The sequence below is a fragment of the Candidatus Tisiphia endosymbiont of Stenodema calcarata genome, from assembly GCF_964030695.1.
Lineage (GTDB): Bacteria > Pseudomonadota > Alphaproteobacteria > Rickettsiales > Rickettsiaceae > Tisiphia.
In genome coordinates this window covers 802,140-825,683 of record NZ_OZ034911.1, presented here as the reverse complement: position 1 = coordinate 825,683, position 23,544 = coordinate 802,140, and the positions used below count along the sequence as shown (strand labels likewise).

Below are 23,544 nucleotides of genomic sequence, written 5' to 3'. Positions count from 1 at the left end.
ATATCCTAAAAATTCCATATAATCCCAAATTATCCCAATTATAACCAAAAATTAGTTATAACTTAATTATGGGATAATATTTAAGCAATTTTTGCTGTCATCCCAGCGTAGGCTGGGATCTGATACCCCATGTGGTAATTATTGAAAGGTAAAGGGTAAATGAATATTTTTTTATCAAAATATATAAACAATATTGATAAGAAAGGTCGGGTTTCGATACCTGCCAGCTATAGATTAGCTTTGTCTAGTCAGTCGTTTAATGGGATTATTGCCTATCCTTCTTTTAGAAATAAGTGCATTGAAGGTTGTAGTTTGAAGAGGCTTGAGGAGCTAAGTCAAATAATCCAAACCTTAGATCCCTATTCTGAGGAGCGAGATGCTTTCGAAACAATCATTCTTGGTGAAGCTATCCAGCTTAGCTTTGATAGTGAGGGGAGGGTGATTCTACCTAAATCTTTAATAGATCACGCTGGTATATCAGATCAAGCTTGCTTTGTAGGGAAGGGATTGGTCTTTGAAATTTGGCAGCCACAAAATTTTGAAACGTATCTTTCTTCAGCTCGGCAAATTGCTCAAAGTAACCGTTTAACACTGAAAAACATTAAGGATATAGTAGTATGATACAAGAGTTCGCATCATCTCATACGCCGGTTATGTTGAATGAAGTTAAAGAAGTCTTATGTCCTAAAGATGGAGGAAGTTATTTAGATTGCACTTTTGGTTTTGGTGGTTATAGCAGGATGATATTAGATTCTTGTAATTGTCAGTTAGTAGCAATTGATTGTGATCCAAATGTTAGAACTTATGCTAATCAATTGGTAAACGATTATCCTAGCAGAGTGAACTTTATTCAGACAGGTTTCGCTGAAAGTTTTTCAAAATTAGGCTCGTTGAAATTTGATGGGATAGTTATGGATTTAGGGGTTTCTTCTATGCAACTTGATTCTAGAGATAGGGGTTTTTCATTTACCCATGATGGTTCACTTGATATGAGGATGAGCAATACGGGATATAGTGCTGCAGATTTTATAAATGAGGCTGATGAACAAGAAATAGCAGATGTAATTTATAAATATGGTGATGAATCTTATTCTCGAAGAATCGCTAAAAAGATTATAGAACACAGGTTATTAGAGCCTATTACCAATACAGCAAAATTTGCCCATATTGTTCGTAGTAGTATAGGTTTTAGAAAAGGTAAAATTGATTCTGCTACTAAGACTTTTCAAGCAATTCGTATTCATATCAATGATGAACTAGGTCAATTAGCAAGATTTCTAGATAATTGCAAGAATATTTTAGCACCAAATGGTCGACTAGTAATTGTTTCATTTCATTCATTAGAAGATCGAATTGTTAAGAATTTTTTAAAAGCAAATTCTGCTAAGGTAGTTGCTAGGTCTAAATACAGTGTAAAGATTTCGCCTGAAGAAAGTTCTAAAGAATGGCTTAAAATTCTTACAAAAAAACCATTATGTCCATCGCCTAAAGAAGTTGCACTTAATCCAAGAGCAAGGTCTGCAAAGTTGAGGGCTGGACAGAAAATAGGTAATATATATGGTAGTTAGAGTATTTAGCTATATAGTGGTAGGTACTATAATTCTTTCTATTTATGGCTTATTTAGAGTCAAAGATAAGGTCATTAGTTTGCATTATCAGCTTGGGGAAGTTTCAAAACAACTAACTGATGAGAAAAACATGATTCACGTGTTAAAAGTCGAACAATCATACCTTATTTCTCCAGCTAGACTAAGAAAATTATCATCACTTTATTTACAATTAGATACTATTAAGGTTAAGCAAATGATTAGTGACCCTTTAGCACTTAATGAGAGTAAAAAATATGCAAAGGCTAATGAAGTAAGTGGCTCGTATTCTAGTAAAACCAACACTAAATGGCGTTATAAAACAATTGCTAATAATAAATACATACAAACTGTTTCAACTAAAAAAACAGAATATATTCGATGAAAATCAACATTAGTATGGTACTTACATGGAAAAAAAGATGTTATACTCGATGAAAATCAAGAATTGCGTTGTCGTCTTTAGGGATCTTCGGTGCTCACGTACTAAATGTACGCTCCGCTCCTCGACCCTTCGACTCCTAGCACTTCATGATTTTGATCTTCGTCTACCAACTCTTCATTTACGAGCAGTATATCCTGATTCGGTGTGGGATCTAAAAAAATACCTTGAAAGACTATTCAGTATTAGACCTCTTGTGAAATTCGCTTGTGCTAGGGAATTTGTAGGAGACACGGAACGCAGAACCGCAGCGTACTCAAATGTACGTGAGGATTCGAGTATCGGATCGACATCCAAATTACCAGCAGAAGTAGAATTGCACAAGAGGTCTATTATAGATACGCTACTTTCGCAGAATAACATACTAATAAGCCATTAGCAGTAGTATGTAGATGGGTAACGATATATTTTTATTGGTATTTCTAAAAAATACTCTAACTAAGATGAAGAAAAATTTTGGTAGTATTATTTTATGGGATGTAGGTGCTAACAATACCAAAATCAGATTATTAATAGTCAGCTGTTGTTTTGCTATGTTTTTTTGTGGTCTATCATATCGCTTAATAATTGTTGCGACCAATGGCTATGTTAAGCCAGAATATCAAGTAAAAAATAGTGACTTTAGGAAAGAGATAGTAGATCGTAATGGTAACTTATTAGCAGTAAATTTACCTTCCTCCTCATTGTTTGTCAATCCACAGAAAGTAATTAATCCTTCGCAATGTTTAGAAAGATTATCCAAGATATTGCCTGAGATTGATAAAATGAAGTTACTTGCAGAGCTACAAAGTAATAAAAGTTTTGTATGGATCAAAAGGGATTTATTGCCAAAAGAGCAAGAGGCGATATCAAATTTGGGAATGCCAGGTTTTAGTTTTGAACAAGAACAAAAAAGAATCTATACTTTTTCCAATTTATTGTCACATATTATAGGATATGTGGGTAGGGATTTGGTTGGTCTTGCTGGATTAGAAAGAACCTATGATAAGTTTCTAACTAATTCTGACTTTATACAGCCGGATCAACTTAAAAAACCTCTTGAACTATCTATAGACGTAAGATTACAAAATATTCTAAGTGAAGAAATAGATAGGACATTAAAGGAGTTTAGTGCAATAGGAGCGGTGGGAATAATTGTCAACCCTAATAATGGTGAGATTTTAGCTATTGTTAGTAAGCCGGATTTTAACCCACATTATCCTAGTAGAGCAAAGCCAGAAGAACTGTTTAATATGGCAAGTCTTGGTATCTATGAGATGGGGTCTGTATTTAAAACTTTGACTATGGCCGTAGCTTTTGATACTGATTCTATAGCAATGAACGATGCTTATGATATTAGTTATATGAAGGTAGGGGGATTTAATATCAAAGATTATCATCCAAGGCAAGGATGGCACAGTGTTCCAGAAATTTTCTTGCATTCATCAAATATTGGTGTTAGCCAAATTATGCTTGAAGTTGGGAAGAATGATTTTAAAAACTATTTAAAGAAATTAGGTTTACTAGATCAGCTTAAAATTGAGTTACCAGAGAGAGGTACTCCTTTGTTTCCATCTGACAAGAGGTGGAGTGATCTTACTACTGCTGTTATGGCCTATGGTTATGGCATTTCAATTAGCCCTTTACACTTTATGCAAGCAGTATTGCCAATAGTAAATGGAGGGATATTATATGATCTGACTCTAATCAAAAGGCACGATGAGCGTCTTGTTGGCACGCGTGTTTTTAGTGAGAAAACCTCTAAACAAATGAGTGAGTTATTTCGTTTGGTGGTAAAAGAAGGGACAGGACGTAGAGCCGATGTTAAAGGATATCTTGTCGGTGGTAAAACTGGTACTGCTGAAAAATTAACTTCAGATGGACATGGCAAGAAAAAATATCTTAAGAATAGCAGAATGTCATCATTTTTAGGTTTATTACCAGCCATTGATCCCCAATATATTATTTTTATAATGTTTGATGAACCAAAAGGAACAAAAGAATCTTTTGGCTTTGCTACTGCTGGCTGGACTGCAGCTCCTACTGTTGGAAGAGTCCTTGAGCGAATGGTATCACTATATGGAATAGAGCCAGTTGAAAAAGGGGAAGGGTTGTGATATTTTTTCTACAGTAGTATCAACTATCTAAACCATATTCCAACTGATAATATTTTTTCTTTGCTAAATTTACTACGGTTCTTATATCTTAAAAATATGCTATAAGAACCTAAGCAGAAGTAGAGTTTCGCAAGAAGTTTAATATTTTTTAATATTTATTTGGTAACAATGTCTAAGCAAATTAATACTTTACAAGATGCACTTACATATTATGAAAGAATTTGTGGTAAATTCGATGTAGCCATTGGTGAAGAGAATGAAGATGGTATATTAAAAAGTTATATATATACAGATAGATTTCGTGCTGAATCATTATACACTACAGAAAAGGATTTTGTAAATTTCTCGGATCAAATTAAACAATTATTTAACGTTACATTTGCAGATCCTGCTGTAATGTCACAATATGCAACAGGAAAAGTAAGTACTCAAGAAGAATTTGCAAAAAGAATTAACGAACAAAGTTTTCGATGGAACAATGGTTATCCATTTGCTGCCTTTTTAGTTACAGACAAATCTAACGATGTAGTTGTTGGATATGAAGTGATAGGTAATGGTTCTAAAGAACACGTAGGGGAAATTGCTTATTTGTTCAATAAAGAATATCATAGAGGTGCTGCAACACATGTAGGATATGAGAATGTTGGTGCATTAATTTTGGGATATGGTAAAGAATTAGCAAAAAAACAAGATTATGTAAATAAAACTTATGACGAAAAATCAGTAAAATTTGTTGGAGGTGAAATTTTTACTACAGTTCAGGCTACAACGCTAAAAACTAATACCGCCTCTAAAAAAATACTAGAAAATTTAGCTTTTAAACTAGTTGGTGAATCATATAAGTATGGAGGTAATAGGTATGAATTTGAATTACACTACGATACTGTACTAGACGCACCTTTAGCTGGTGATACAAAAGTAATTTTGGAATGGGAATAATGACTATTTGACATATGGATTTTTAGTTTTAATATAAATATGTGTATTTAGCCAATCATCTCCTACCTTGGTTTCAACAATAAGTGGAATGGCTAATTTAGGTGAGTTTTCCATAGTGGTTTTGATTAGGTGAGTGGCTATTTCTATTTCATCAATAGGAGACTCAAAAAGTAACTCGTCATGGATTTGTAGAATTAGTTTGGTTCTTAATTTTAATTTCCGTATCTTACGGTCAAGATCAATCATTGCCACTTTTATAATGTCTGCACTAGTTCCTTGAATTGGAGCGTTGATTGCTGCCCTTTCGGCAAATTGCTGTAGGGAGTGTTTTTTATCATGGATTAAGGGAATAAAACATTTCCGCCCGAATAGGTTTAGGACATAACCATGTTCCTTGGCATAGTTTTTTATATATTCCATATATTTTTGAATTTCCGGGTATTCTTCAAAATATTTTTTTATGTATTCTGCTGCTTGTGCAGAGCTAATATTTAACTGTTTTGCTAGTCCAAAGCTACTGATACCATAAATAATACCAAAATTTATGGCTTTTGCTTTACGCCTATGTTCTGGTGTTAAATCTTTTTCGGTAATTTTAAATATATTACAAGCCGTTTTACTATGTATATCCTCACCATTAACAAAAGCTTGCTTTAAGGAGGGTATATCTGCCATGCTACTTAAGATTCGGAGTTCAATTTGTGAATAGTCAGCTGAAATTAATTTATGCCCATATTCTGCAATAAAAGCTGCTCTGATTCTGTTGCCTTCTTTCGAGCGAATTGGCACATTCTGTAAGTTTGGATCTTGAGAACTAAGCCTACCAGTGCTAGTTGAAGTTTGCAAAAATGTGGTATGTACCCTATTAGTTATTGGATTTACTTGCAGGGGTAAGCTATCTGTATAAGTATTTTTTAATTTAGTTAAATGACGCCATTTTAATAATAAATCGGCAATAGCAAAACCACTCTCGCTAATTTTTTCAAGTATTTCTGCACTAGTAGAATAAGACTTAGCTTTTGATGACAATTTACCAAAGGGTAGTTGCATTTTCTCAAACAAAATTTCTCCCAGTTGCTTTGGTGAAGCAATGTTAAACTTTGTACCAGTAATGGTAAAAATTTCCTGCTCTAATTTAGTAATTTCATTACCAAATTCACTTGATAGCTGTTTAAGATACTGTGAATCGATTTTAATCCCAGCTTTCTCCATTTTATCTATTATATAACATAAAGGTAAATCAATTTCTCTATATAGTGCTAAGGCATGATTATCCTTTAACTCTAACAATAGTTTTTGATAATCAGTACTAAAGCCAGTAATTATTTCTGCCATGGCTTCTAAATTATCCTTTTTCACCGAATCAAACGGGTCTTTTTGAGGTTTACCGGCAGATATCAGATATTGCATTAGTTCTAGATCTTCGCATGAGTATATTTCACTATCGACAAAGAATTTTAATAATGATTTTAGTTTATAAGTGATTTTCTTAATAGACTTATTTTTTAGCAATTTGAGAATATCAGGCATAAACCATTGATGCAGATAGTTTTGGCGAAAATCATCAGAAAGTAAATCAGGCATATGGCTAGGGGTTCTAGCTATAAACTTAATGTTGTAGCATTTATCATCAATCGATAAAATTATAGAAGGATTTTGTCCTAGATGATCTGATAGATAAATACTAACAACCCCATGCTCTTCAGCTTTAATCGTCACAGAGTCAAGCTGTTGTTTAGAAGATATCTCCTGAACTATGACTTGCTTAATAGGCAAAGATTCATTGGTAATTTGTATTTGGAATAAATTTTCCACTCGTTTGTTTAGAGATTTAAAACCATATTCTGCTAGAAAGTCAGAGATTTGCCTATTATCAGGTGGTCTATATTGCAATAAACTAAAATCCAAGTCTATATTAACATTATAATCTAAACCAACTAGTTGCCAGGAAATTAATGCTAGATCCTTTGAGGAGTTAATGATTTCCCTTTGACGATCGTTACTGATTTGATCGAGAGACTTTAAAAGTTCTGCTAACGAACCAAACTGTTTTATAAGTGTTGCAGCAGTTTTAGGACCAATGCTTGGAACACCTGGTATATTATCTGACTTATCACCGATCAAAGCCATTACTTCCCTGAGCTTACTTGGTCCTACACCAAATTTCTCTATCACGTCATCTTCAGATATGTATTTTGCTTTTATAGGGTCATACATTTTAGTATGCGAATTAATTAATTGCATTAAATCTTTATCAGAAGAGATAATAATAGTATTTTCTTGTAATGCAGTTGCTTTATTGGCTAGAGTGGCAATTATATCATCTGCTTCACAACCAGCTTTCTCAATTATTGGAAAATTTAGGCTACTTGCTGCTAGACGAATAAGTGGTAATTGATCATTCAAATCCTTTGGTGTAGGCGGTCTATTTGCTTTATATTGCTCATAAATTTGGTGACGAAAATTCTTACCACCAGAATCAAAAATAATGACAGCATGCTTTGGCTTAAAATCGTTCAATAGTTTTAACAAAATGGAGGTAAAACCATACAATGCTCCAACAGCTAAGCCACTCGGAGAAGTTAATGGTGACTGAACATGGTATGCTCTGAAGACAAATCCATAACCATCAATTATTAATAAAGTATTTTTGTTAATTGTTTCGTTGGTCATTTTGTTATTAGGACAAATGGTTATGTTTATGTAGTATACAACAATTATAATTTGCACTAAGCTTTATTAGTAATATTTTATAAAATATTACTATTTAAGCTGAAACAGTCTTTTCCACAAGCCTATTGATTGATATTTGAGTTTTTGACTTTTTGGACAAGTAGTAAAAGCCGGTGATTCCAATAAGGCAACAAATTGGAACTATAGAAATTGCCATAATAAAATCAAAGCGACTATAAATAGGTACAGCTGATTCACTTAGTAGACCATCCCAGTTGTAAGATATTAAATTACTCATAATTTTATGGAAAAAATGTCCGAATGACATATTAATGCAATTGACTATCTCAATAGCAAGTCCAGCAGATTTATCTGTAACAAGGTTACCTACAACAGTAAAAATTAGAACTTGATAACAACAAAAAACTCCTAATAAAAACATTAGAGAACTACTAATAAAGAAATTTAATGAAGGACAATATAATAGAATAGTAAAAATTGCTACCGTTAGCAATCCAGTCATTATTATTATAAAATTAGATGATTTTGATAAATTAGCAATAAGTGCAAGTATTGGACCACCAAAACACATACCTATATAAACGAATGAGGTAACCAAGTTACTTTCCATATCATTCATTTGATAAACTTGTTTGAAGAATGGAATAGCCCATACATCAGCAAAACCTTCTAATGCTCCTACCATTAGACCACCACAAACTCCAATAAATAAAATAGTAGGATTTAATAAGAGCTTCAATATTGAAGATTTGGAGTCGCTAGTATTAGAATTACTTCTTATATCATCGGTTTTTACTAATAAAATCATTAGTCCAATGATAAATCCAACTAGAGCTAGACTATTAAAAGTTACGTCATAACCAAAATGTGTAAATAATAGCTTCATTGGAGTAATGCCAAATACTGCTCCAAGTAAGCCAAAGGTAAAGGAGAATCCAAGCATTAAGGAATGATATTTAGCCGGGAAGGAGCTTCTAGTAATCTTAGCTACTGATAAAAAACCTACAGCAGAACCAGCTCCGATCATAAATCTACCAATGAGTAAGTAATTAAAATCAGTGCTAGCAACAAAAGTTAGAGTACCAAGAGAGGTAACTAAGATAGATAAGAATGTGACAATCCTAAAATTAAATTTATCTAGCATTATGCCGATTGGTAATTGCATTCCTGCATAACCTAGATAATAATATCCAGCAAACGTACCAAATGCTATGGTATCAATGGCAAATTTTTGTATAATTTCTTCTCTAAGAATTCCAGTTGAGAGTCTTAATATAAATTGAAAAGCAAAAAACAGGGTGGCAAGAGACCATAGCAAAAGTGGTTTTTTTAAGGATAAAGCTTTGTCCACAGGAAAATTTAAATTATAATATATTGTATTTTAAGGTAGCAAATTATAGTATCGATAATATTTTGTCAAATTTATTATTTTTGAATTTATAATTGCTGTTATATCGAGATTAAGATAATATTATAAGGTGATATGCTTTAATTAAGGGGTTTTATGCAATTAAGAATATATTTTGATACATTAAAGAAAACAGCTTTTGGGTCTTGGTTTGCTCGATATAAAGAATTTTTTAAGGATGAAGATTTGAATAAAGATAAGTCAGTTGTACAATCTCAATTAGATGAAACTGATAAAGATTATAAAATAGTTATCACATCTAATGACGTTATTAAAGTATTAAAAACAAGTCAAAGTGAGTTGTTTGAAAAAGAAATAACACCTCATGTTATTGGAAGAGTTGTTACAGCAATTACTAACCTGCAGTTACAAAAATTTTCAGACTTCATATTAAGGTTACCTGAGAAAGTAGAAGAGTATATAAATTATTTTTGCAATGAGGAAAAAAATAATGGTTTTTCTCTCATTAAGTCTTTTAAAGAGGTTGTAGAAATAGATAAGTTAGTTGAAAAATTTCATAATTCACCAAATCAAGAACATAAAGACAATTATGAAAAAATTAAGGAAGGAATAGAGAGTTTAAACAATTTCATAGCTACTCATCCTATAATAGAAGATGAGGGGTCTCAATTATTAGGAGAAGTACCTGCTATATTTGAAGGTGTGGTTTGTAACCAGTTTGAGTGATGGATCAGTTTGAGGCATATTCGTTATTATTTATTGATAGTTTAGTAGGTAATTTAGTTGTAAGTTTAGATAGTGAATTAATCGTTCACTCTATGAGGATATTTGGTGTTTATAATAATTTAATAATAGTTACTGTCGCCACCATTGCTTCATTATTTGCTACTAGCATAAATTATTTCTTTGGTTTGATATTATTGAAAATTTTTTATTATTCTAAAAATGAATAGGTTCATACTAACCACCAATCATTTTCCCAATTTTTTTTAAAATATAACATATTTATACTTTGGTTTACGATAATACCGTTATGGGGCAAGTTTATTCCTTTAATTGCCGGTTTTACTAAAACAAGATTTTTAAGAGTTTTAGCTATTAGTGGTGCTGTCAAGTTATGTTATTATATTTGTATGATATAATTAGGGAATTTAATGAACCTTTATAGAGTCAACCCGTCTTCATCGTTTTTGGATATAGTAGCTGATTTTATTCTAGATAATTTTGCTAAAGAATCTATTAGCAATCTTAAAATTATATTGCCGAGCGGCTTTGCTTGTTTAAATTTACAAAATATTTTGATTAAGAAGCAAAATATTGCGATTTTACCGAATATTATCCCTTTTTCCAATATTATGGCTGAAGGTGAGGAAATATTTGGTATTACATCAGAAAATCTAGAACCTATAACGCTAGAGCCTATAACGTTTTTGCAAGAGAGAATTATATTAGCAGAAATCATCCATAATTACCCTAAGCTACAATTCAGTATAACACAATCTTTACAGTTTTGTTCAACAATAGCTGAGTTATTTTATCAGCTAGCTTGTAATAATTTATCGATAGATTCTGTAAATGAAATAGAAAAAATGAATCCATCAAAACATTGGAATGTTATTTATGAATTTCTTAAATATACCCATCATCAATGGAAAAAACAGATAGAATTGTTCGGATTGCTAGATCGTGTAAATTATCAAATAACTATGATGGAAGCAGAGATAGCAAGGTTGAAAAGAGCTGATACCAATTTAATAGTAGCGGGTGTCATAGGTCACAATCTTATATCATGGAATTTCTTAAAGAATGTTGCTAATTCGCCGTGTGGTTTTATAATTTTACCGCCTATTAGTAATAGACCTCTATTAGAATATGATAAGCATGAAGAAGATTGTTTATATAGCCTAAAAAAATTACTGACAACTCTAAATAAAGATTTATCAGATTTTCAGCCTTTAGGTAATGAGCAACAACATCATTCTATTCTAGATCAGATAATTTTTGAGGATATAGTTAATTCAGGAGAATTAGATAGCAGGTACGATGGAGCGAAGCCTATAGATAATAGGCGAGTGATCGAAGACGACGTTACAAAATTCTCATCAATTGACTATAAAGATTTAAAAACTAGCGAGTCTATAGATTGCATAAAATATTTTGAGCTTGAGGATATTTTTCAAGAAGCAGAACAAATAAGCCTGATCTGCAAACAGTATAGTGATAAGAAGATAGCTATTATTATTAATAATCAAACAAGCAAGAGTTTTTACTGTAATTTTTTGACCAAATATTCTTTAGAATTTCAAGATTTACTAGGTGATAATTTAACAAAAACGCTAGTTAGTTCTCTAATAATTTCTGTTAGTGAAATATTATGTAATGATTTTGATATAAAAAAGTTATTCTTACTATTAAAGAATCCTTTTATTAATTGTAAATTAGTACCAAAATTAGAACTATTAATGAGTGGTAAGAACCGTTTCATACGGCAGCCTAGTCAGATGCTGTCTTTAGTAGAAAAAACCAATGATGATGCATTAATAAAGTGGTGTAAGAAACTAATAGACTTACTTTATACAAATAGTGGTAGTAATTTTGTTAAAATATTAAAATCCTCGATTAAGATTGCTGAAAAACTTTATCCAAATATTTGGTATGAACAGCCTGCTACTGAACTATCAACTTTTTTATCTAGCTTAATCAAAGATAATTGTAATCTAACATTAAGTAATAAAAAATGCTTTCCAGAGTTACTTAAATCTTTAATGTTTAGTTGTAAGTATTTTGCACATAATAATTATTCTAAAAATATAATTATTGGTAAAGCTGAAGATTTAATGTTACTTAAATTTGACCTAGTAATTTTATCCGACTTTAATCAAGGGAGCTTAGCTTCGTCATCAGCTATAAATCAGTGGATTAATGAGCAGACGCTTAAAAAATTACATATTGCTACTGGATCTACCATACATCAATATTATTTCTATTTATTTCTGCATAATGCTCAAGTGATAATTACTAGAGCAAAAAGACAAGATGGTAAATCAGGTTTATTACCATCAAATTTATTACTAAAATTGCAATTTATTTTACAGAAAAGTTTGATTTCAGAAAATTATTTAACATATTTATCAGAAAATAACTTAGTGGATGTACCAAATAATAGATATCTTTCGAAACTCGCTTGTGCTGAGGAATTTGAAGGAGTCACGGAACGCAAAACCGCAAGCAGTACGGCAAGCGTACGTGAGGATTTGAGTACCGGAACGACGTACAAATTACCAGCAGAAGTAGAGTTTCAAAAGATATCTAATGTTAATATGGTTGAGTCAATTATAGCTAATCCGACTAACATTAGTTCGTCATTGCGAGGAGCTACTTTAGTAGCGACGAAGCAATCTAGGGAAGTGAATAGAAATGGATTGCTTCGTTCGGGCTTCGCTCCACAACTGTTGAAAGTTAAAAAATCGTCTATTAGCGAGGAGACCGTAGGTCGACGAAGCAATCCATATGACAAACTTCATGGATTGCCACGCTCACGTACGTTCGCTCGCAATGATGGCATGGACTTCGTCCAAACCCATCAATGGACTTCGTCCATATATGACGATTTAAGCCTTACAACAGTGCTTAGCAATGACGTCAAAAATACTAATTGGGTTAGCCATAATCATAGTGGTTATGTATATAGTCCAATTTTTCCTGAAGTGATATCAGTTACTGATATAGAAATGTTAGTACGGAATCCTTATAGTTTCTATGCTAAAAAGATTTTGCGTTTAAGAAGTAAGGATATGATAGGGCAGGAGCCTAAAATATCTGAATTTGGTAGTTTTGTTCATAAGGTCTTAGAACAATATTCTAAAAATTATGATAAGTTAGAAAATAACAAAATTGGATTAATATTGGAGATCAGTAATAATATTTTACAGAATACTATTCTACCAGCATATACACAAAAAATTTGGCAAATAAAATTTATTCCTATTGCTGAGTCTTTTATTGAGTTTGATGAAAAACGCAGAAGTGATTTCCAATATATTTACTCAGAATGTAGAGGAGAAATTTCGTTAAATATTGGAGGGCAAGAATTAACAATAATTGGAGTTGCTGATAGAATTGAGGTAGATGAACTTGGGGCAGCTGTCATTATCGATTATAAGACTGGTAGCTTACCGAGTAAAAAAGATGTAGAAGCCGGATTATCTCCGCAGCTAATCATTGGAGGTTTAATGTTACAGGAAGGTGGTTTTGCTATAGTCAATTCAGGAGGATTTGGTGCTAGGAGCGATGGAGCGACGCCTATATGTAATAGGCGAGCGACGAGTGACGACGTCACCAACTTCTCATCAATTGACTATATAAAAGTTCATAGCGTTAAACAGGTTACTTATGTAAAAATTTCTAGCTCGAAACCAATAATCCAAACTTTGGAAATAGACTTAACGAAAGAAGACTTAGAGCGTCATAAACAGGGGATGATGCGAGTACTAGAATATTATGTAACGAATAAAAACTTTCCATATGATATTGATTTACTAAAGTATGACGACTATGCACATTTGGCAAGGAGAGATTTATGAAGAAAATAGCTCGGCGTCATTGCGAGGAGGCTGTAAGGCCGACGAAGCAATCCAGTAACATCATTTATCTATAGATTGTTTCCTAGATTGCTTCGCTTACGCTCGCTAATAGACGCTGTGGTATAGGTATTTGTAAACTTTCAACAGTTGTGGCATAACACCCTAGGCTATTAAACCGATGTCTTACATCAATATTTGAGGTTATAATACACTAATTGTCTATTTGTTCTTGAATTTATTAGTTTAAAATGCTTATATAAAATCATTTTCAAAATCCACTATCTAAAGCAGTGTCATTATGTTAGAAGAAGATAGTTTTATTACTAATCTAGTAGATCAGGAATTTTCAGTTACTGAAATTTCTAGTAAGATCAAGGAGTTGCTAGAGAATAATTTTGGTTATATTAGAGTAAAGGGGGAAATTTCTGGTCTTAAGATAGCAACTTCTGGTCATGGTTACTTTAATCTTAAAGAAAATACAGCTATTCTAGCCTGTACTTGTTGGCGTCCTGTACTTGCAAAAATTAAGTTTGTACCAATTGATGGTATGGAAGTGGTAGCTAGAGGTAAGCTTTCTGGGTATGCAGGAAATTCACGATATCAGCTATCGGTAGAAGTCCTTGAACCCGCAGGTCTTGGTGCTATCATGCAAATTCTCAAGGAGCGGCAAGAGAGATTAGAAAAAGAAGGTATATTCAATAAACAAAAAAAGCCACTACCTTTTCTGCCTAATAAGATTGGGGTGGTTACATCAATGACTGGGGCGGTAATTAAGGACATTATACACCGTATTAATGACCGCTGTCCATCTCATATACTAATATGGCCAGTTGCTGTTCAAGGCGAAAATGCTGCAAGTGAAATTGCTAGTGCTATTTCAGGATTTAATGAATTAGATAAAGATATAAAACCTGATGTTATAATTGTTGCAAGGGGAGGGGGGTCTATAGAAGATCTGTGGGCTTTCAATGAAGAGGTAGTAGTACGGAGCGTATTTAATTCAGCTATTCCTATTATTTCTGCAGTTGGACATGAAGTGGATAATACTTTAATTGATTTAGTAGCTGACAGGCGAGCCCCCACACCAACTGCTGCAGCTGAATTTGCTGTACCTGTGCTTTCTAATTTACATTATACAATCAGTTCGTATTATGATGTACTACGCAGTCGTATTAATCAGCTAGTTAAATATGAACAGCAAGCAGTTAACTCTAATACTGACATTTTTAGGAGTATAACTACTTATATAGACTATAATCAACAACTTCTTGATGAACTCAGTTTTAGATTAACAGATTCTTTGCCTAACCTACTCAGATTTAAAGTGGCAAAACTTGACTCACTTAATATAGAAATATTAAATCCTCTAAGAATAGTTAATTATCAGTCGTTGGAATTAGTGCATCAATCTAATTATATGCTAAAATCTATTAGCACTAAGTTAAAAAATTATGAGCATCAATTAAATTTAAATAATTTGCTACTTACAAGTCTAGATTATAAAACTGTACTAAAACGTGGCTTTGCGGTAATTAAATCAGAAAATGGAGAATTCATAACATCAAAAGTTGTTGCAAGCAAAAAACAAGAATTTAATATTAAGTTCTTTGACGGTGATATTAATGTATGCTGCAAAAACTTGGAATAGACCTTAATTTAGGAGAACTAATGCAAAATGCAAGTACTTAAAAGTATCATCCCGATTATTATTATTGTGCAAAACTTTTTTACCTTTGCTAATCCTGAGGATAGTAGTAATCAACTATCTAGTATTCAGGACAAATATTTTACTCAATGTACTGAAGAAATGTCTGATAAAGATAATCTGCTTGTTGATTGGTATCCACTAGAACCCTACCAATTTAGTCATATAGCTAAAAATGGTCACTATTGTGTTACTGGCTTAGATATTGAATTAATCAATAGTATTAGTAGCAAAATTAGCATTGGCGTACAATATGCTGATTCTGTGTGGGAGCGAGCAATATCAAATATAGGGCATGGTGACAGTGATATGGTGGCGGGAGCTACTTATACTGCTGAGAGAGCAGTCTTTGCTAATTTTTCTCTTCCATATCGATTTGAAGAAATTTCCTTATTTACTTTACGTTCAGCAAAAAAACAATTGAGTTTTAGTAATATAAATGAATTTTTAGCTCAGATACGTTTACTAAATTTCCGTCTTGGTATAATTAAAAAAGCTGTTTATGGTGATGCAAGAACGACTGATTACCTAAATCAGGTGAATAATAATGATATTATCATTAAATATGGAAGTAATCTAGAGTTATTTAATGGGCTGCTACGTAATGAAATTGATGGGTTTCTTGCTGACAGAATTTCAGGGGTAGCTCTTTCATTAAACTATATTAAAAAAGATCAAATAGAAGAAATCCCTACTGGTATTAAAACCCCTGTACATTTAATGTTCAGTAAGAAAACTGTATCTTCTAACATAGTCGCACGGTTTAACGATTCAATAAAAGAATTTGTCGATAGCGATGAATATAAAAAAATCGTTAAAAGCTATATATATCATATTTTATTGCCAAAATCTATTGATTCAGAATGGTGTTATATTATTGGAGTTATCGGGAGTATAGCATTCGCGATTTCTGCTATCACTATATCCTCTAAAACAAATGCCACGTTGTTTGGTACTTTTGTATTAGCAATGTTACCGTCTCTATTAGGATGTATTTTACTCGATATTATAATAGTACACCATGGTGATAATATAAAACTTGTTTTGACTCCATATTATACTTTCCGTGTTTTTATAACGGTACTTGTTGGCTTCTCTACCGTTAAACTCCTAGCTTATTATAATAAGCAGTTATATGAGGATAGTTTTATCCAAAAAATATGGAGTAATACTCTTGTTATTTGTGATTCTTTAGGGCAAGCATCCTTTATGATAATTGGCGTTGTAACCGTAATTGTACAAAGAATTGAACCTTTAGAGTTTTGGGGGTCATGTTTTGCGTGTTTGACTTCTAGTGCTGGTATAATATTGCGGAATTTAATTTGTAAGCATGACAAGAATATGGAGTATATACCTAGAGAAGTTAATTTTGAAATATTTATATTATGGGGTGTAATCTTTAGTATATTATTAGATGCTTATGCTTATAATCCTAATTATAATACAATAAAATACTCTATTATTACGGTAATTGCAGGTGCTTTTGTCAGTAGGTTTTTAGTTCACTACTATAATATTCCAAACTTAACTTTTCGTTCGGATAATGGGAGTATTGCGAATTGATTCTTTTAGCTAATGGTGATAGAATTGATGTCATATATGGACGAAGTCCATGCAATCATTCCCGCGGGGGCAATACCACAACTGTTGAAAGTTTATAAACACCTATACCACCAGCGTCTATTAGCGAGCGTAAGCGAAGCAATCTAGGAAACAATCTATAAATAAATGATGTTACTGGATTGCTTCGTCGACCTTACAGCCTCCTCGCTAATAGACGTATAGCTAAGATTAACATATGGCTAAAACCTTCTTAGGTTAACTATAAATAAAGGAGAATTAGATATGAGTAAAACAAATGATAAGGTATCAACCTTTACTAAAGCCGTCAAGCAAGTTTTTAAATCGGCTAATCATACTTTGAAAAATCTACAAGAAAATATTTATAAAAAAGAAAAAGAAGTATTAGATATAAAGAACCTCAAAGATAAAGAAAAAATTGCCAAACAATCAGCAAAAATAGAAAAAAAGATAAAAAAAATAGAGGAATATAAAAAATTAGTTGAGCAAAGGCAAGCGGATTTATTAGCAGAAATTACTAAGTATAAAGAGTTAATTGCATTAGCAAGGCAAGAACCTCAGCAAAAACCTCAAGAAAAAAAGACAAAAGAACAACTGAAGTCATGGGAAGAAAAACTTAATGCATGCAACAAAGAGATAGAGGATTATAACAAGTTAGTTAACTCACATGATAAACAGCAAGCAGGAAAGGAGATAAAACAGGAACAAAAGCAACAAGAACAACAGCAAAAGCAAGCAGAAAAAGAGATAAAGCAACAGCAAAAGCAACAAGAACAACAACAAAAGCAAGAAAAAAAGGAGATAAAGCAACAGCAAAAGCGAGAACTTTCCTATCAAGAAGAAAAAGAGAAATTTTTTAAAATATGTAGCGATATTTTAAAAGATCAAACTCATTTAGAGAAAATATTATCTCCTTTAGCAGAGGCAAGAACAAAAGAAAAAGGTATTGGTAAAGGTCAGGCATTTAAAGCTGCCATAGAGGGTATACAATTTGCAGTAAGTCATGCTAAAACAACTGTTGGTGTTATAACTTCAGGGGGTTTTTATGCTAAGGAAATAGAGAAATTGCAGAAAATATTAAATGGTGAAGAAAAATATGATCCATCTAACGCTCCTTTCTTTATAAAATTATTGCAAGATCCTGATACAAAAACATTTCTTACTCAAAATGTCGAAATAATTAATGGATTAGTGGAAAATCTTGCTCCAATTCTTACCAAGATTGCATTAAAAGAGTTGGGGAAAATAGATGAGATACAAAAAGATTTTAACTCTAAAAAGGATGATATACAGAAATTACCGGAACTAGACAAAGAATTACAAGAGCTAAAATCATCTACAATAAGAAAAGAATCTAAAATTAAAGAATTAGAAGAAAAAATTGATTCTTTAAAATCTCTACAAGCCAAGTATGATAGGGCTATTTTATTACAAGAATTAAAGAAATCTGGTTTTGATGAGAAATATATAAACAGTCAATTATTACCTATTATCAAAAATACCGTTGTTGAGATACTTAAAAATCCTGAAAATATTATAGAAATTGTACAGCTAACTGCCGATAGAGCTTTATCTGACGATCCTCAAGTAAAAAAAGATTTACTTGCTACAATATTAGATAAAATAGATCTTATTGTACTTATAAAAAATGATATACTATCTAAATTCTTAATTAATGATGGAGAAAATATAGCCAAAGCATTGCAAATAATCGTTGGATCAAATACAGAACTGCAGGGAACGCTTAGTAGCTTGGGAATGGAAAAAGAATTATTACCGGAAGTAGTACCTGTACTGTCAGAACTTATTGGTAACGTTTTAGCAAACCATGCAGGGGTTAGTAATATATATGAAGCTTTAAAGCCAGTTATATTGGATGATACTGATGATAAAATACGAGAGGCTAAAACTATTTCGGAAGTAAGTCACCTAGATAAACAAGGGGGAGCTAAAAAACTTGCTATTGTTAAACAGTTACCTAATATTTTGTTACAAGATGCAACCTTAACAACACTAAAAGAGAGATTGCCGGATGTTTTAGCAAAAAATAAAACAGAGATTGCCAATGTTGCTGTTCAAGTTTTGCCAAAATTGCTTGAAACACTAAAGAGTAATGCTGAATCTTTAGCTCAAAGCAATACTCAAAATTTAGAGAAGGAGGATATTTATAAAGTAGTAGTATCACCTATTGTTCCAATGCTAGCTAATGTGAACCCTGAATTTTATGGGAAGGTAATTCCTACAGCTATTGATGTGCTACAAAATACCATGAAAGCACTAAGTCTAGAGCAAATAAAGGCACTCTATCAAGATATACAAACAATAACTCAGGAAACTGGTGATATTGAGTTGAAAGATCAAGCTACAGAAAGATTAATTAAACAATTTATAGGATTACTTGAAAATGTAGATGTCCAGAAAAATATAAAGGAGGATTTGCCAAATTTACTTAGAGCAAATACAGAAACTATCAAGGCTATAGTTAATAATATTAGCAATAATAATCCCCAAATTGCAAGATATGGTGTACCACAAGAATTGATAGATGCTACAGTGCCATTAATTGTCGATATAGTGTCAGATGGTCTTAGTACAGTGCCAGAGCTAGTTAGAATTAATAGTAATTTAGCTAAGTACCAAAATGAGCCTAGTAATGAAACTAGTAATGAAGCTACGCTAGAAATTTTGTCTAATATAATTGATGATGCAGGTAAGATTGCTCAAAATATTACTCCTCTATTAACTAAGAGTATCCCTGCTTATTTACAACAAAATAAAGATACTATTTTAGCAGTTACAAAAAATGTAACTGAGCAAAAAGAGGTTAAAGCTAGCCTAGATCCTGCTGGAGTTAAACCTGAGCTAGTATTAAAGATGGCTGAGTTAGCTATTGATATTGTCCCACAAATATTACCAATAGCAACTGATTTGGTTAATGCTACTTTAAAAGATAAAGAGGGGGTAACAACTATTATTACTAAAATTCAAGACGTAGTAAATAGTCCTGAACAAGAGAAAATTGCTCAAGCTGTTACAGTAGCAGATTCTATTTTAGATTTTATAAATAAACCAGAAAATGCAGATGTGAGGAAAATAATTGATAAAGATATTCCAAATTTTCTTAGCAAGAATGCTGACCGATTTGGTGCTGTAGTTGATGAATTTCTCAATACGACAGTTGTGGGTAGGAATTTAAAAGTAAAAGGTCAGGAAATTATTGAGTTAGCTAGCAAAAAGATACCAGATTTAACAAAGATAGCCGAACAATTTAAGACTGGTAATTATAACATGGTTATGTTCGGGATATTCAAATTATTATCTGACAAGAAATTACTAGGAATAGTATCAGAAACATTAGTTGAAGGGGCTAGATTCCTAATACAAAGAAGTTTTACCTCACTGAGAACACGTAGACAAAAATGGAGTGAATCTTTAGGCAAAGTTCGTTTTAGTTTTTCTGATAAAGATTCTCAGCAGAGTGTTCAGCAAAGTTCTCAGCAAATAGATGAAGGGAAAGTTGATTTAAGTGAGTTACTTCAACAACAAGCTGATGCCACCAATATTGGTACAATCTCAAAAACTGTAGAATATTCTCTAATAAGTAAAGATTTCAGAGGTTTGGTTTTTGACAAAGAAAATCCGATACCTACTGAAAATGTTATAATTAATGGGTTTAATTTTGATAAGGCGATATTTAAAGAACGTTCTTTTCAAAATAGTGAAATTAGCAATTGCTCTTTTAAAGGAGCTATTTTTAAAGATAAAATTAGTTTTGAAGGGGCAACTATTGATGCAAAATCTTTAAAAACTCTTTTGCCTGCAATTAATAAATATAATAAAAATCATGCAAATAATAAAATAACTTTAGATAATGTTAAAATTGTTGGCGATATAAGTGGGCTAACATTTAAAGATATTTCTATGAAAGGCACAGATTTGACTGAGGCACAATTTACTTCAGAAGACTCTAAGTCTAAGAGCAAGGCAATTAGTAAAGCTACGTTTGATCAGGTTAGTTTTGACGAGAAAACGAAATTACCTGAACATAAAAAAGATGTTCAAAGTGAGGCTAGAAAAATAGGTAAAGAAGCAACCAGTTATGTGGCAAAGAGTACTAAAAGTAAGAATGGTAAAATGGCCATTAATGATATAAAGAATAGTGTATCTAAACATGTTGTGCCAAATGGGACATCTAACAGCGATATAAAACATTTGCCATCTCCCAAGTCTAAACAAACAACAATTACTGGAAGCGTAATATAAGGTATATGTTAATCTTAGCCTAGCTAGAAGCGATGTATTAAATTATAAAACCACTTGACATGGTTTTTTTTATAGTTTAGGTTGCTTAGAAATGAACATGGGTATTAAATGGATGCAGTAAATTCTTCTTTCAATATGTGGAATAGGGCTAGAAATAGTAAATTTAGACACGTTGTTTGGCCTATTAGATCTAACGAGTTAGTAAAGTTTATACCTATGGCTTTACTAATGTTTTGTATTCTCCTTAACCAAAATCTAGTACGTAGTATCAAAGATAGCTTGGTAGTGACATTAATTAGTACGGAAGTTTTAAGCTTTATAAAACTTTGGGGTGAGATGCCTATGGGTGTCTTATTTGTCATTCTTTACTCCAAACTTTGTAATATTATGACAACTGAGCAAGTGTTTAGGATAGTAGTATCTTTTTTCTTGGGATTCTTCATATTATTTGCTTTTGTGTTGTTTCCATACCGGGAATATTTTCATCCAGATCCTGAAGTAATAGAATATTATGTTACCGTACTTCCACATTTAAAATGGTTTATCATCATTTGGGGAAAATGGAGTATTGTGTTATTCTATATAATGGGGGAGTTGTGGCCAGTAATTGTATTTACACTATTATACTGGCAACTTGCTAATAAGATTACCAGTATTGAAGAAGCTCCAAGATTTTATACGTTTTTTTCCTTATTTGGTCAAACTAACTTACTAATATCTGGCAGTATAATTATATATTTTGCCAAAGGTAAACATTTTTTGTTACCTCTATTTTCCCATCTTAACGACAAAACAGAAATTCTCCTTAAATCGTTTATGCTAATCATTATAATTTCCGGTCTAATTTGTTTAATCTTGCATAGATTTGTTGAATCGAAAATTATAGAAACTACTAAAAATATTAGATTCAAAAATAAAAGAACCGATATACTAAAACTAGGGTTAGTTGACAGCAGCAAAATAATTTTTACATCTAAATATTTAGGAATTATTTGTGTATTAATGATTTCATATTCCATGACAATCAACCTAATTGAAGGATTATGGATGTCTAAAACCAAGCAATTATACCCTAGTACCCAAGCATTTATATCTTACACTGGTGAGGTGTTTTTTTGGACGGGAGTACTTACTTTAATTTGTGCTTTTCTAGGTAGTAGTTTAGTTAGGGTTTGTGGTTGGTTTTGGGGAGCAGTGATCACCCCTATCGTAACACTGTTATCAGGTATGATGTTTTTTACCTTTGTTGTACTAGAAAAACCTTTAATGGCAATTATGACTGGTCTTAGTTATCTTTCTCCATTAATGATAATTGTTTTTGTAGGTGGTTTGTGGCATGTTTTAGGGAAAAGCGTAAAATATTCATTGTTTGATTCTACTAAAGAAATGGTATATATACCTCTTGATAATGAAATGAAAACTAAGGGAAAGGCAGCAGTAGATGTACTTGGATACAAAGTAGGAAAATCTTCTGGAGCAATTATTCAATTTGTCTCTTTCAGTATTTTCCCAAATGCTGTACATAACGATCTAGCTGGTTTTTTGATGGTTGTTTTTCTTGTTGTTTGTGTAGCTTGGATTTTGGGTGTAAAAGTCTTAAATCGATATTACAAAAACTTACTAAGGTCTAACAATTATAATCCTTAAGGTTGATTATTTGTGCTGTCTTAATATCTATATTAGAGTGGGAGGTAGCCACAATAACTCCAGCATTATTTGCTTTCAAAATAATCAAGTTATATAGTAATTCTTTGTTTTCTTGATCTAGGTTTGCTTCTACTTCATCTAATAGCCATAAATTTGACTGGCAAGCAATGAGTTTTGCTAAGGCAACTTTCTTTTGGTTACCAGCAGACAGCTTGTAACATTTCTCATGTAAAATATTATGTAACTTGAAATAGTATATCGAAGATTCTAAAGCTTCAAGGGAATCATAAATTGTAGACCAAAATTTTAGATGCTCTAATACAGTTATTTGGGATTTTAATCCAAGATTATGTCCAATATAATTACAATAAGGTTTCTTTAAATATTTACAGTTCAATGATCTATACAAAACATTGCCACTTGTTGGATTTTGTATATTAGCTACAATTCTAAGTAGTGAAGTCTTCCCGCAACCATTTGCTCCCTGTAAATAAACTATAGATGATGGTAAAAAAGTCATACTAATATTAGTGAAGATAGTTTTTTCGTCTATAATAAGAGTTAGTTGTTCAAATGACAGCATTTATACGATTCTAAGAAAGTTTTTATATAATTTACTTCAAATATTTATTTTTTCAA

The 23,544-nt window shown here is 32.0% G+C and carries 15 protein-coding genes and 1 pseudogene; 13 read left to right on the top strand and 3 right to left on the bottom strand.

All coding sequences use genetic code 11. The features are described from left to right. Window positions 1-159 precede the first annotated feature (159 nt). From ACQH1W_RS03745 to ACQH1W_RS03720, 6 genes are all read left to right on the top strand, one after another. The gene (locus tag ACQH1W_RS03745; protein WP_341761205.1) at window positions 160-621 is read left to right on the top strand and encodes a division/cell wall cluster transcriptional repressor MraZ; all 462 of its coding nucleotides are present in this window, start codon (window positions 160-162) and stop codon (window positions 619-621) included. Then, window positions 618-1,568: a 16S rRNA (cytosine(1402)-N(4))-methyltransferase RsmH gene (gene rsmH / locus ACQH1W_RS03740; protein WP_375332986.1), complete on the top strand. Its 951-nt coding sequence runs from the start codon at window positions 618-620 to the stop codon at window positions 1,566-1,568. Before ACQH1W_RS03745 ends, rsmH begins: the two co-directional genes overlap by 4 nt. Then, window positions 1,558-1,971, top strand: coding sequence for a cell division protein FtsL (ftsL, locus tag ACQH1W_RS03735; RefSeq protein WP_341761203.1), 414 nt, complete (start codon window positions 1,558-1,560; stop codon window positions 1,969-1,971). Before rsmH ends, ftsL begins: the two co-directional genes overlap by 11 nt. A 253-nt stretch (window positions 1,972-2,224) precedes the next feature. Beyond that, window positions 2,225-2,407 carry a palindromic element RPE1 domain-containing protein gene (locus tag ACQH1W_RS03730; protein ID WP_341762340.1) on the top strand — a complete coding sequence of 61 codons (183 nt, stop codon included), beginning with the start codon at window positions 2,225-2,227 and terminating at the stop codon, window positions 2,405-2,407. A gap of 13 nt (window positions 2,408-2,420) precedes the next feature. Continuing rightward, a complete protein-coding gene (locus tag ACQH1W_RS03725; RefSeq protein WP_375332987.1) occupies window positions 2,421-4,124 on the top strand; it encodes a peptidoglycan D,D-transpeptidase FtsI family protein in 1,704 nt (567 codons plus the stop codon). A gap of 168 nt (window positions 4,125-4,292) precedes the next feature. Continuing rightward, a complete protein-coding gene (locus tag ACQH1W_RS03720) occupies window positions 4,293-5,063 on the top strand; it encodes a GNAT family N-acetyltransferase (RefSeq protein WP_425360931.1) in 771 nt (256 codons plus the stop codon). A 3-nt stretch (window positions 5,064-5,066) separates the two neighbouring features. Here the strand turns inward: ACQH1W_RS03720 and polA are convergent, their stop codons facing one another. Both polA and ACQH1W_RS03710 read right to left on the bottom strand, forming a co-directional pair. Then, complete coding sequence (gene polA / locus ACQH1W_RS03715) at window positions 5,067-7,736, bottom strand: DNA polymerase I (RefSeq protein WP_425360930.1); 2,670 nt, start codon at window positions 7,734-7,736, stop codon at window positions 5,067-5,069. A 94-nt stretch (window positions 7,737-7,830) separates the two neighbouring features. Continuing rightward, window positions 7,831-9,108 carry an MFS transporter gene (locus ACQH1W_RS03710; protein WP_425360929.1) on the bottom strand — a complete coding sequence of 426 codons (1,278 nt, stop codon included), beginning with the start codon at window positions 9,106-9,108 and terminating at the stop codon, window positions 7,831-7,833. Window positions 9,109-9,261: 153 nt separating this feature from the next. On the opposite strand from ACQH1W_RS03710, the gene ACQH1W_RS03705 reads away from it, so the two are divergent. The 7 genes and pseudogenes from ACQH1W_RS03705 to ACQH1W_RS03675 all read left to right on the top strand — a co-directional run bounded on the left by ACQH1W_RS03705 (window position 9,262) and on the right by ACQH1W_RS03675 (window position 22,905). Continuing rightward, complete coding sequence (locus ACQH1W_RS03705) at window positions 9,262-9,852, top strand: hypothetical protein (RefSeq protein WP_375332990.1); 591 nt, start codon at window positions 9,262-9,264, stop codon at window positions 9,850-9,852. Next, window positions 9,852-10,268: pseudogene (locus tag ACQH1W_RS03700) on the top strand (YqaA family protein). Before ACQH1W_RS03705 ends, ACQH1W_RS03700 begins: the two are co-directional and overlap by 1 nt. Before the next feature lie 12 nt (window positions 10,269-10,280). Continuing rightward, entirely contained in the window at window positions 10,281-13,709 is a 3,429-nt protein-coding gene (locus ACQH1W_RS03695; RefSeq protein ID WP_375332992.1) for a PD-(D/E)XK nuclease family protein, read from the top strand. A 298-nt stretch (window positions 13,710-14,007) separates the two neighbouring features. Continuing rightward, a complete protein-coding gene (gene xseA / locus ACQH1W_RS03690; RefSeq protein WP_375332994.1) occupies window positions 14,008-15,357 on the top strand; it encodes an exodeoxyribonuclease VII large subunit in 1,350 nt (449 codons plus the stop codon). Between the two features lie 27 nt (window positions 15,358-15,384). After that, window positions 15,385-16,977, top strand: a complete 1,593-nt coding sequence (locus ACQH1W_RS03685) for a transporter substrate-binding domain-containing protein (protein WP_375332995.1) — start codon at window positions 15,385-15,387, stop codon at window positions 16,975-16,977. A 282-nt stretch (window positions 16,978-17,259) separates the two neighbouring features. After that, complete coding sequence (locus ACQH1W_RS03680) at window positions 17,260-21,258, top strand: hypothetical protein (RefSeq protein WP_425360928.1); 3,999 nt, start codon at window positions 17,260-17,262, stop codon at window positions 21,256-21,258. Between the two features lie 108 nt (window positions 21,259-21,366). Then, a complete protein-coding gene (locus ACQH1W_RS03675; protein ID WP_375332997.1) occupies window positions 21,367-22,905 on the top strand; it encodes an Npt1/Npt2 family nucleotide transporter in 1,539 nt (512 codons plus the stop codon). Here the strand turns inward: ACQH1W_RS03675 and ccmA are convergent. Then, window positions 22,886-23,488 (bottom strand): heme ABC exporter ATP-binding protein CcmA, encoded by a 603-nt coding sequence (ccmA, locus tag ACQH1W_RS03670; protein ID WP_341762328.1) that lies wholly within the window; start codon window positions 23,486-23,488, stop codon window positions 22,886-22,888. The two genes, ACQH1W_RS03675 and ccmA, sit on opposite strands and share 20 nt — an antisense overlap. Window positions 23,489-23,544 lie beyond the last annotated feature (56 nt).

Bases quoted from the DNA above. Each gene is read 5' to 3' on its own strand.
- ACQH1W_RS03685 (WP_375332995.1), top strand. From the start codon at position 15,385: ATGCAAGTACTTAAAAGTATCATCCCGATTATTATTATTGTGCAAAAC.
- ACQH1W_RS03675 (WP_375332997.1), top strand. From the start codon at position 21,367: ATGGATGCAGTAAATTCTTCTTTCAATATGTGGAATAGGGCTAGAAAT.
- ftsL (WP_341761203.1), top strand. From the start codon at position 1,558: ATGGTAGTTAGAGTATTTAGCTATATAGTGGTAGGTACTATAATTCTT.
- ACQH1W_RS03680 (WP_425360928.1), top strand. From the start codon at position 17,260: ATGAGTAAAACAAATGATAAGGTATCAACCTTTACTAAAGCCGTCAAG.
- ccmA (WP_341762328.1), bottom strand. From the start codon at position 23,488: ATGCTGTCATTTGAACAACTAACTCTTATTATAGACGAAAAAACTATC.
- rsmH (WP_375332986.1), top strand. From the start codon at position 618: ATGATACAAGAGTTCGCATCATCTCATACGCCGGTTATGTTGAATGAA.
- ACQH1W_RS03725 (WP_375332987.1), top strand. From the start codon at position 2,421: ATGGGTAACGATATATTTTTATTGGTATTTCTAAAAAATACTCTAACT.
- ACQH1W_RS03695 (WP_375332992.1), top strand. From the start codon at position 10,281: ATGAACCTTTATAGAGTCAACCCGTCTTCATCGTTTTTGGATATAGTA.
- ACQH1W_RS03745 (WP_341761205.1), top strand. From the start codon at position 160: ATGAATATTTTTTTATCAAAATATATAAACAATATTGATAAGAAAGGT.
- ACQH1W_RS03720 (WP_425360931.1), top strand. From the start codon at position 4,293: ATGTCTAAGCAAATTAATACTTTACAAGATGCACTTACATATTATGAA.
- xseA (WP_375332994.1), top strand. From the start codon at position 14,008: ATGTTAGAAGAAGATAGTTTTATTACTAATCTAGTAGATCAGGAATTT.
- ACQH1W_RS03705 (WP_375332990.1), top strand. From the start codon at position 9,262: ATGCAATTAAGAATATATTTTGATACATTAAAGAAAACAGCTTTTGGG.
- polA (WP_425360930.1), bottom strand. From the start codon at position 7,736: ATGACCAACGAAACAATTAACAAAAATACTTTATTAATAATTGATGGT.